A 10,686-nucleotide genomic window follows, 5' to 3' on the forward strand; every position below is an offset into this window, starting at 1 on the left:
CGCCGCCGGGTCGCGGCAGCGGCCTTCTTCGGGTTGGTCTCAGCCCTGAACGCCGAGGCGCTCCAGGATCAGCTCACGCAGGGTCTTGGCGTCGGCCTGACCACGGGTGGTCTTCATAACCGCGCCGACCAGAGCACCGACCGCCGCGACCTTGCCGCTGCGGATCTTGTCGGCGATGCCGGGGTTCGCGGCGATCGCCTCGTCCACGGCGGCGGTGAGCGCGCCGGTGTCCGACACGACCTCCAGGCCCCGGCTGGTCATGATCTCGGTGGGCGAGCCCTCACCGTCGACCACGCCCTCCAGCACCGTGCGGGCCATCTTGTCGTTGAGCTTGCCGGCGTCGACCAGACCCTGAAGCTCGGCGACCTGGGCGGGGGTGGCACCGACCTCGGCCAGCTCCACGCCGCTCTCGTTGGCCCGGCGGGACAGCTCACCCAGCCACCACTTGCGGGCCGCGGCCGGGGTGGTGCCGGCGGCCACCGTGGCCTCGATCAGCTCGACCGCGCCGGCGTTCAGCACCGACTGCATGTCCAGGTCGGAGAGGCCCCACTGCTCCTGGAGCCGACGCCGGTGCACCCGCGGCAGCTCCGGCAGGGCGGCCTTCAGCTCGGCGACCCAGGCCGGGTCCGGGGCGATCGGCACCAGATCCGGCTCCGGGAAGTACCGGTAGTCGGTGGCCGTCTCCTTCGAGCGACCCGGGGTGGTGTCACCGGTGTCCTCGTGGAAGTGCCGCGTCTCCTGCGTGATCCGGCCGCCCGCGTCCAACACCGACGCCTGCCGCAGCATCTCCGAGCGGACCGCCCGCTCCACCGACCGCAGCGAGTTGACGTTCTTCGTCTCGGTACGGGTGCCCCACTCCGCGCCCGGCAGGTTGAGCGAGGTGTTCACGTCGCAGCGCAGCGAACCCTCCTCCATCCGCACGTCGGACACGCCGAGGGTGCGGATCACGTCGCGCAGCTCGGCGACGTACGCCTTGGCCACGTCGGGGGCGAGCGCGCCGGTGCCCGTGATCGGCTTCGTGACGATCTCGACCAGTGGGATGCCGGCCCGGTTGTAGTCGACGAGCGACTCCGTCGCGCCGTGGATGCGGCCGGTGGCACCGCCGACGTGCAGCGTCTTGCCGGTGTCCTCCTCGAGGTGCACCCGCTCGATCTCGATCCGCACCGTCTCGCCGCCCACCTCGACGTCCAGGTAACCGTCGACGCAGATCGGCTCGTCGTACTGGCTGATCTGGAAGTTCTTCGGCATGTCCGGGTAGAAGTAGTTCTTCCGGGCGAACCGGCACCACTCGGCGATCGAGCAGTTCAACGCCAGGCCGATCCGGATGATCGCCTCGATGGCCGCCTTGTTGGCCACCGGCAGCGAACCGGGCAGGCCCAGGCACACCGGGCAGACCCGGGTGTTCGGCTCGCCGCCGAAGTCGGTCGGGCAGCCGCAGAACATCTTGGTGTTCGTGCCCAGCTCGACGTGGGTCTCCAGGCCGATCACCGGTTCGAAGCGTGCAACGACCTCGTCGTACGCGGGCAGTGTCGTGGTCATGAGACGCTCCAGGCGCGATCCGGGACAGAACCTGTCCAGCCTAATGGGGTTGTCCGATCAATCCTCGGCCGGGTTTCGTCCGGCACGCGTGGCGTCACCGACAGCGGGGTACGGAACGACAATGACGGATACGGGGAGAGAGTCAGGAGCGCAGGCCCGACCGGTGCTCGTCGGGGTGGTCGCGGTGTGGGCGGTGGCCGTCGTGGTGACGCTGATCAGTTGGTTCGCCGCCGGGGAGGACCGGAACCCGGACACGGCCGCCGAGTTGGTGATCGGCATGGTGCTGCCCGGGGTGGCGGCGGTGGCGATCGCGTACGCCGGCGTGCACCTGGTGAACCGGCGGCGTCGGAATCAGGGGCGGCCGTGACCACCGAGGAGAGCGTCGCCGCTGAGAAGCAGGTGGCGAAGGAAGACAGGGCCGCGGCGCAGGTTCCGGAGAACCGGGGCCGGCAGCGCCCCCGGAGCACGTACGTTGTCGCCGCGTTGGTAGTGGTCCTCTTCGCTGTGCTGGGCACCGCCGCATTTGTCGGCCGCGGCACCGTGAAGTCCGATGACCTGCTCGTGACGTTCGCGTGGATGCTGATCCCGCCGCTGGTCGGCGCGGTCGTCGCCCTCGCCTTCGGCCGCCGGCTGCTCAGGCGGCTGCCCCGGACGGCCGGTGCCGACCCGACGACGAGGCGGCGGATCGGGCAGGCGCTACGCGACGGGTCCACCGACGACCCTCGTCTGGACGCGCTCGCTCGCAAGGAGGCTCGAACCCGGGTCAGTCAACGCTGGCTGCTGCTGCTGTTCGTGGGAGGTCTTCTCACCCAGGTGGGGCCCCTGGTGAGCCCGGTCCGCCCGTTCGGACGCGTGCTGGCCGCACTGCTGATCCTGCTCTGGGGAGGTGCCGCCTGGTGGCGCTGGCGTGGTCTGCGAGAGGCCCGCCGCTACCTCGCCGGGCCGCCGACCCAGCCCTGATCGACGCCCAACCCGCCAGATGCGCGATCGGCGCCGAGGGGCAAGCCCCTCGACGCCGATGCGGTGAATTCCGTTCTAGAGCGCCGGCGGGGTGAACGTGCCGACGGCGGACTCCAACGCGGCGGCGACCCGGTACATCCGGTCGTCGGCCATCGTCGGGGCCATCACCTGAAGGCCGACCGGCAGCCCCTCGGAGAGCCCACAGGGCACCGAGATGCCCGGCCCGCCGTACAGGTTCGTCGGGATCGTGTACAGGTCGGCCAGGTACATCTGGTACGGGTCGGCGGTCCGCGCGCCCATCGGGAACGCCACCGACGGAGTGGTCGGCGAGATCAGCGCGTCGACCCGCTCGAACGCGGCGGTGAAGTCCCGGGTGATCAGCGTCCGAACCTTCTGCGCCTGCCCGTAGTACGCGTCGTAGTAACCCGACGACAGCGCGTACGTGCCGATCATGATGCGGCGCTTGACCTCCGGGCCGAAGCCGGCCTCCCGGGTCAGCGACATGACCTCCTCCAGCGACCGGTTGCCGTCGTCGCCGACCCGCAGGCCGAACCGGACGCCGTCGAACCGGGCCAGGTTGGAGGAGCACTCGCTCGGGGCGATCAGGTAGTACGCCGGCAGGGCGTACGCGAACGTCGGGCAGGACACCTCGACGACCTCGGCGCCCATCTTGGTCAGCGCGTCCACCGACTCACGGAACGCGGCCATCACGCCCGGCTCGGCACCCTCGCCCACGAACTCGCTCACGATGCCGAGCCGCACACCGGTCAGATCACCGGTAGCTCCGAGTTTCGCCGCCGCCACCACGTCCGGCACCGGCTGCGGGATCGAGGTGGAGTCGCGCGGGTCGTGCCCGCCGATCACCTGGTGCAGCAGGGCCGCGTCGAGCACCGTACGGGCACACGGGCCGGGGGTGTCGAGCGACGAGGAGAAGGCCACCAGCCCGTAACGGGAGGTGCCGCCGTAGGTGGGCTTGGCACCCACGGTGCCGGTGACCGCGCCGGGCTGGCGGATCGAGCCGCCGGTGTCCGAGCCGATCGCCAGCGGCGCCTCGTACGCGGCCAGCGCGGCGGCGCTGCCACCACCCGAACCACCGGGGATCCGGCTCAGGTCCCACGGGTTGTGCGTCGGGCCGTACGCCGAGTACTCGGTGGAGGAGCCCATGGCGAACTCGTCCATGTTGGTCTTGCCGAGCATCACAGTGCCGGCCTCCCGCAGCCGCTGCACGATCGTCGCGTCGTACGGCGGGCGCCAGCCCTCCAGGATCTTCGACCCCACGGTGGTCGGTACGCCCCGGGTGGCGAGAACGTCCTTGACCGCGACCGGCACACCCGCGAGCGGGCCCAGCTCCTCGCCGGCGGCCCGGCGCTCGTCCACCGCGCGAGCCGCGGCGAGCGCGCCCTCGGTGTCGACGTGCAGGAAGGCGTGCACCCGGTCGTCGACAGCGGCGATCCGGTCCAGGTGCGCCTGGGTCACCTCGACGGCCGAGGTCTCGCCCCCGGCGACCAGGCTCGCGATCTCCGTCGCGGTCATTCTGGTCAAATCGCTATTGCCGGTCAGCTCGCTCATGAGGCCACATCCTCGGTCAGGATCCGCGGTACGCGGAACCGCTGGTCCTCGGCGTCGGGCGCGCCCGACAGCGCTTCCTCCGGGGTCAGGCACGGCGTGACGACGTCCTCGCGGAAGATGTTCGTCAGCGGCACCGAGTGCGAGGTCGGCGGGATGTCCGCGGCGGCGACCTCGCCGACCTGGGCGACCGCCTGGAGGATCACGTCGAGCTGGCCGGCGAACGTGTCCAGCTCCTCCTCGGTGACGGCGAGCCGCGACAGGCGCGCCAGGTGCGCGACCTCCTCGCGGGAGATGGCGGCCATCCGTGCCCCCTTCTGAATTCCTGCTGGTCGGGCGGTGTGCCGGCCGCGCGACAGGTGGAGCGTGACACGCGGTGACCGGAGCGAGTCTATTGTTCCGCTCCGGTGCCGCGTCCCCGACTCCCCCTCCGGCGGCCCTCGTGCCGGGTCAGCGGGTGGGGCGGCGAGCGACATCCGGCTGTGGGAGCCCGCCGGTCGGGCGGACCGGCCGGTACCGGGCCAGCCAGGTGACCAACTCCTCGGCCGGCATCGGCCGGGCGTAGAACCAGCCCTGAGCGGCGTCGCAGCCGGCGGCGTGCAGCATCCGCCAGGTCCGCTCGTCCTCGACACCCTCGGCGACCACCCGCAGCCCCAGCGCGCCGGCCAGCTCGATCATCGACCGGACGATGGCCGCGTCGTCGGCGTCGTCGGCCATGCCGAGGACGAACGACCGGTCCACCTTCACCTCGGACAGCGGCAGGCGGCGCAGGTGCTGGAGCGAGGAGTAGCCGGTGCCGAAGTCGTCCAGCGCGATGGCCACCCCGATCCGGTGCAGTCGGGAGATGGTGGCCAGCACCCGACGCGGGTCGGCCATCAACGCGCCCTCGGTGATCTCGACCTGAAGCCGCTCGGCCGGCACCCCGTAGCGGGCCAACCGGTCGGCGATCTGGTCGGCGATCTCGCCGGTGTGCAGGTCGCGCACGCTCACGTTCAGCGCCGCGCGCAGGCCGATGCCGGCCGCCGACCACTTGGCGAGCTGCTCCACCACGTCGTCGACGACACGACGGGTGAGCAGTCGCATCACGGCGCTCTGCTCGGCGACCCGGATCAGTTCCTCCGGGTCGACCATGCCCCGCCGGGGGTGCCGCCACCGCAGCAGGGCCTCGACACCGACCACCTCGCCGGTCGCGATGGCGATCTGCGGCTGGTAGTACATGGTGATTTCCCCGGCGTCGTCGGCCGGCTCGTCGTCCGCGTGCGCCCACCCGGTCGATTCGAGTGGCTGCCCGGGCGTACCCGGCCCGACATCCCGACGAGCCCCGTTGCGCCCCTTGCCTACCGCGCTCCCGTTCGGGGACCGCCGACCGATCACGCCACCGGCGCGCCGCTCCCGGGCCGGGCCGGAACGGGTGCCGGCGACAGTGGCACGAGCGTTGCGGCCCCGGATCGGGTCGGCTCCGGTGGCGATCCGGTTGATCAGTTCATCGGAGTGCACCAGCTCGGCGTCGGTGCTCCGACGGCGTGCCCACCACCGGGCAGCTCCCGGCCGTGCTGTGGCGACCGCCGACGCCGGGTCCGCCGCTGGCGCGGACCGGTCCGACGCCGCTGTGGGCAGCGCACCCTCGGCCGGGGCGCCGGTGGGCAGCGCCGCCCCGTCACCGCCGCGCACCTCCGCCGACGCCACAAGGGGTACGTCGGCAGTCCGCTCGGCGTCGCTCGGCACGCCGTGCCGGCCGTTCCCGTCCGGCTCCGCACCCTCGCCCTGAACTGCCGACTCGGCGTCGGCGTCTAACGGCCCCTCGACCGAGGGGCTGGTCTCCAGCACGCGGCGCAGGTCGGCGAGGAGGCCGAGTCGCTCGGCGGAGTTGTGGTCGGACTCCGGGGCGTACACGGCCACCGTGTCGTTGCGGTGCTTGGCGTCGTACATCGCCACGTCGGCGTGGCGCATCAGGGTGGCGAAGTCCTCGCCGTGCTCTGGGAAGAGGGCGATCCCGATCGACCCGCCCACGTCCAACGGCAACCCGTCGAGCGGCACCGGCTCGGCCAGCGCCTCGACGACCCGGTCGGCCAACTCCCGCGCCTGACCGACGTCGGCCAACCCGGTCATCACGATGGCGAACTCGTCACCACCCAGCCGGGCGATCATCTGTGGTCGGGGCTGCATGTCGGTGAGCCGGGCGCTGACCTCGACCAGCAGCCGGTCGCCCACGGCGTGCCCGAGGGCGTCGTTGACATTCTTGAAACGGTCCAGGTCGATCAGTAGGAGCGCGAGCTGCCCGTCGGGCTCACCGCGGGCGGTCCGCTCGGCGTGCAGGTGCACCTGCTCGGCCACCTCGGTCAGCAGGGCCTTGCGGTTGGGCAGCCCGGTCAGCGGGTCGGCGGCGGCGAGGTGCTGCTGTTCGTTCGTCAGCCGCGCCATCCGGTAGACGGCGAAGAGCGGCACCAGCACCAGCGGGATCAGCGCGGCGCTGACCCGCGCCGCCGCGACCAGCACCGGGGCGAGCAGCAGCAGCGAGCCGGTGGAGAGCAACTCGAAGCCGAGGCCCTGGCGGACGGTCGGCCACCAGCGATCCCCGAAACGCAGCCGCACCGCCCAGCTCACCAGCCCGTAGTTGACGACGAACCAGGCCAGCGCGGCACCGCCGACAGCGGCCACGTCGGTCCAGTGCAACCGCCCACCGGAGAAGATGGTGCCCGAGCCGAGCTGGATGACCCCGTACGCGGCGGCGAGGGCACACGCGTACTGGCCGACGTTGAACGCCGTGCGCCACGCGGCGTGCCGCATCCGCCAACCCGAGACGACGACACCGACCGCCTGCACCACCACCGCCGGGCCGAGACCCCAGCCGAGCAGGATCGCGAAGGTGAAGCAGGTGGACGGGAACACCGCCGACGTCTGCCGGCGCCCCGGTGGCACGAACGGGCGCGCGTCGCAGACCACTGCGAGCGCGGCCATCGTCCAGAACGCCACCGGCAACTGGGACAACTCGCCGGGGAGCCGCGCGAGTGGAACGGCGGCGGTCAGCGCGGCGACCGCCAGGATGCCGGCGACGAAGGCGGCGAACGGTGCGACCCGTCCCGCAGGAAGCGAGTTGCGTGGGTCGGCGACCTCCACCACACCTCCCGACCGACCATCGGCGTGCCGGTGCGCGCGCCGTGACCCAATGAAACGCCCTCGGCCCCCAATTTCCCGGTATGACAGTCACGAATCGGTCGTAGTCGTAATTAAGTTGGTATACGCGGCCAGCCGCGCGGGAGCTGTCGTCGGGGTCAGCCGCCGATCTGGGCGACCTCCCGGGCGGCGTCCGGGCCGGCGTCCAGCAGGAGGCGGAACCCGTCCTCGTCGAGCACCGGCACCTTGAGACTGGCGGCCTTGTCGGCCTTTGACCCGGGATTGTCCCCCACCACCACGAAGCTCGTCTTCTTGGAGACCGACCCGCTGACCTTGCCGCCCCGGCTCTGCACGGCCTCGGCGGCCTGGTCGCGCGAATAACTGGCGAGCGTGCCGGTCACCACCACCGTCAACCCCTCCAACGGGCGCGGCCCCTCGTCGACCGCCTCCTCGGCCATCCGTACGCCGGCCTCGGCCCACTTGCGGACCACCTCGCGGTGCCAGTCCACAGCGAACCACTCGCGGATGCTGGCAGCGATGGTCGGCCCGACCCCGTCGACGGAGGACAGTTCCTCCTCGGTGGCAGCATCGATGGCGTCCATCGAGCGGAAGTGCCGGGCGAGCGCCTGGGCCGCGGTCGGGCCGACGTGCCGGATGGAGAGCGCCACCAGCACCCGCCACAGGTCCCGTTCCCGGGCGACGGCGAGGTTGTCCAGCAACTTGGTGGCGTTGCTGCCCAGGCTGCCGTCCTTGTTGACGAAGAACGGCGACCGGGACAGTTGTTCGGCGTCGAGCTGGAACAGGTCGCCCTCGTCGCTGATGATCTCCGCGTCGAGCAGGGCGGCCGCACCCTTGTAGCCGAGCACCTCGATGTCGAAGCCACCCCGGCCGGCGAGGTGGAACACCCGCTCCCGCAACTGCGCCGGGCAGCTGCGGGTGTTGGGGCAACGGATGTCCACGTCGCCCTCCTTCGACGGCGCGAGCGGGGTGCCGCAGGCCGGGCAACTGGTCGGCATGACGAACGGCCTGGCATCGGCGGGCCGCAGATCGACGACCGGACCGAGCACCTCGGGGATCACGTCGCCGGCCTTGCGCAGCACCACCGTGTCGCCGATCAGCACCCCCTTGCGCTCTACCTCGCGGGCGTTGTGCAGGGTGGCGAGCGCGACAGTGGAACCCGCCACGCGCACCGGCTCGAGCACGGCGAACGGGGTGACCCGGCCGGTGCGCCCCACGTTGACGTCGATGTCGAGCAGCTTGGTGGTGACCTCCTCCGGCGGGTACTTGAAGGCGATCGCCCAGCGCGGGGCACGACTGGTCGACCCGAGCCGGCCCTGGATGGAGACCGGGTCGACCTTTACCACCACGCCATCGATCTCGTGCTCGACGTCGTGCCGGTGCTCGGCGTAGTAGGCGATGAACTCCGCCACGCCGGCCAGGTCCGGGACGACCCGCCACCGGTCGCTGGTCGGCAAGCCCCACGACTTCAGTGCCGCGTACGACTCGGACTGCGCCGTGGGCTGGAATCCACGGCGGGCGCCGATGCCGTGCACCACCAGGCGCAGCGGCCGGGTGGCGGTGACCCGTGGATCCTTCTGTCGCAGGCTGCCGGCGGCGGCGTTGCGGGGGTTGGCGAAAGGCGCCTTGCCCTGCTCCACCAGACCCGCGTTGAGATCGGCGAACGCGGCGATCGGGAAGTAGATCTCGCCTCGGACCTCCACCAGCTCGGGAATGTCCGGGAATTCGGCGGACGCGACGAGCTGGCCGGGCACGTCCCGAATGCTGCGCACGTTTGCCGTGACGTCCTCACCGGTACGCCCGTCGCCTCGGGTGGCGGCCCGGACCAGCCGGCCGTTCTCGTAGGTCAGGTTGATCGCCAGCCCGTCGACCTTCAGCTCGCACAGGTAGGGCACCGGGCCGCCCGCGTCCCGTTCGACCCGCTCGGCCCAGGCCGCCAATTCCTCGTCGGCGAAGGCGTTGTCGAGCGAGAGCATCCGTTCGGCGTGGGTGACCGGTGTGAAATCGGTGGAGAAGGTGCCACCCACCCGCTGGGTCGGCGAGTCGGGAGTCCGCAGCGCCGGAAACTCCTCCTCCAGTGCCTCCAGCTCGCGCAACTGCCTGTCGAAGTCGGCATCGGGGATGGTCGGCGCGTCCAGCACGTAGTAGCGGTACTGGTGCTCGGTCAACTCCTGACTGAGCCCGGCATGCCGTTCCCGGGCCTGCGGCGTCGGCTCAGCCCCGGCCGCCGCCTCCTGCGCCGGGCTGACCTGCTGACCGATCTGTTCCTCGGACACACCGCCACCTTCGGACACGCCTGCGACCTCCCTGATCACGCTACTCCGGCACCGTATCGGGCCGGTGGGACAATCCGCCGCCCACCCGCGCCCAAAGCGACCCCGCCCTCAGCCGGATCCGGTGATCACGTGATGCGCAGGAGCCATCGACGGGCCGATCCAGCTACCCACCATCACGTGATCAAGGTGACGGCCGAGTGCCACCGGGCATGGCGGCGTCGAGGTGCGCGTGCGGTGGGGCGGTGGTGCAGCGCGGCCGTGGGGCGGCGGCGGTGTGGGGCGGCGGCGGCGTGGTTGGCGGGCGGCACGGACCGCGGCGGCGGTGTGGTTGGCGAGCGGCACGGACCGCGGCGGCGGTGTGGTTGGCGGGCGGCACGGACCGCGGCGGCGGTGTGGTTGGCGCGCGGCACCGGTGGCGGCGTGCAAGGATCGCCGGACGGTGCGACCGGCGGGTCGCCGCGACACGGAGGTACGGATGCCCGAGGCACTGCTCTGGGCGGTGGCGATCCTGCTGGCCGTGGCCGCTGGCTGGGCGTGGAACAGTTGGCGGCACCGGGTGGCCAACCGGCGTCCGGGCACCCGGCCGGGGCGGGGCGGCACCGGTGGCCGTCGTTCCACCCCACCACGGCCCCGTGGCGCCGAACGGCCGTCCACCAAGCCCCGCTCGCGCGGCACCGACCGACACGGCGACGCCCCCGCGCCCGGCGAGATCTGGTGGGCCGACGTGCCGTACGCCGACGGCAGCGGGTCGAAGGTGCGCCCGTGCCTGGTGCTGCGCGCCGACTCCCGGGGCGCCGACGTCCTGAAGATCACCAGCCAGGACAAGAGCGACCGAGACGACCACGTGCGGATTCCCACCCGGGACTGGGACCCGGGCGCGGAGCACGACAGCTACCTCAGCCTCACCGAGCCGATCCGACTCAACTCGGCCGCTTTCGCCGACCACGCCGGCCGCTGCGACGCCGACCTGTGGCGAAAGGTCCGCAGCCTGCGCCACCTCCCCACCTCCTGACCACCCCCTCGTGGCCACCCCTCGTGGCCGCCCGCCCCTTCACATCCTCACGGCCTGGCTCTGCTCATGGTCGACTCGGGTTCCTGAAAGTCGCGGTGTCCTGAACTCTTGGGCTCAAGTGGTTGTTGCAACGGGGTGGATTCTCGTCAGGATGAGGGGTCATGCCGGGGCAGAGGTTGTCGTCCGCGGAGCGGGCGCAGA

The 10,686-nt window shown here is 71.9% G+C and carries 8 protein-coding genes; 3 read left to right on the forward strand and 5 right to left on the reverse strand.

Going from position 1 to position 10,686, the window contains the following annotated elements; translation table 11 throughout:
* Nucleotides 1-39 precede the first annotated feature (39 nt).
* Complete coding sequence (gene gatB / locus AB0C19_RS30185; RefSeq protein WP_357190786.1) at nucleotides 40-1,539, reverse strand: Asp-tRNA(Asn)/Glu-tRNA(Gln) amidotransferase subunit GatB; 1,500 nt, start codon at nucleotides 1,537-1,539, stop codon at nucleotides 40-42.
* 121 nt (nucleotides 1,540-1,660) lie between these two features.
* On the opposite strand from gatB, the gene AB0C19_RS30190 reads away from it, so the two are divergent.
* Nucleotides 1,661-1,906, forward strand: a complete 246-nt coding sequence (locus AB0C19_RS30190; RefSeq protein WP_357190788.1) for a hypothetical protein — start codon at nucleotides 1,661-1,663, stop codon at nucleotides 1,904-1,906.
* A complete protein-coding gene (locus AB0C19_RS30195) occupies nucleotides 1,903-2,499 on the forward strand; it encodes a hypothetical protein (protein ID WP_357190790.1) in 597 nt (198 codons plus the stop codon). Before AB0C19_RS30190 ends, AB0C19_RS30195 begins: the two co-directional genes overlap by 4 nt.
* Nucleotides 2,500-2,574: 75 nt before the next feature.
* Here AB0C19_RS30195 and gatA read toward each other — a convergent pair whose 3' ends face one another.
* The 4 genes from gatA to ligA form a co-directional block, all read right to left on the reverse strand.
* Nucleotides 2,575-4,068, reverse strand: a complete 1,494-nt coding sequence (gatA, locus tag AB0C19_RS30200; protein WP_238684688.1) for an Asp-tRNA(Asn)/Glu-tRNA(Gln) amidotransferase subunit GatA — start codon at nucleotides 4,066-4,068, stop codon at nucleotides 2,575-2,577.
* Nucleotides 4,065-4,370, reverse strand: a complete 306-nt coding sequence (gene gatC / locus AB0C19_RS30205; protein ID WP_091393256.1) for an Asp-tRNA(Asn)/Glu-tRNA(Gln) amidotransferase subunit GatC — start codon at nucleotides 4,368-4,370, stop codon at nucleotides 4,065-4,067. The genes gatA and gatC overlap by 4 nt, the downstream gene beginning before the upstream one ends.
* A 145-nt stretch (nucleotides 4,371-4,515) precedes the next feature.
* Nucleotides 4,516-7,182 carry an EAL domain-containing protein gene (locus tag AB0C19_RS30210; RefSeq protein WP_357190793.1) on the reverse strand — a complete coding sequence of 889 codons (2,667 nt, stop codon included), beginning with the start codon at nucleotides 7,180-7,182 and terminating at the stop codon, nucleotides 4,516-4,518.
* A gap of 155 nt (nucleotides 7,183-7,337) precedes the next feature.
* Nucleotides 7,338-9,473 (reverse strand): NAD-dependent DNA ligase LigA, encoded by a 2,136-nt coding sequence (gene ligA, locus AB0C19_RS30215; RefSeq protein WP_357190795.1) that lies wholly within the window; start codon nucleotides 9,471-9,473, stop codon nucleotides 7,338-7,340.
* Between the two features lie 475 nt (nucleotides 9,474-9,948).
* Here ligA and AB0C19_RS30220 point away from each other — a divergent pair, with 475 nt between their 5' ends.
* Entirely contained in the window at nucleotides 9,949-10,485 is a 537-nt protein-coding gene (locus AB0C19_RS30220; protein ID WP_357190797.1) for a type II toxin-antitoxin system PemK/MazF family toxin, read from the forward strand.
* Nucleotides 10,486-10,686 lie beyond the last annotated feature (201 nt).

It is taken from the genome of Micromonospora sp. NPDC048842, from assembly GCF_040649935.1.
Taxonomy (GTDB): domain Bacteria; phylum Actinomycetota; class Actinomycetes; order Mycobacteriales; family Micromonosporaceae; genus Micromonospora; species Micromonospora hortensis.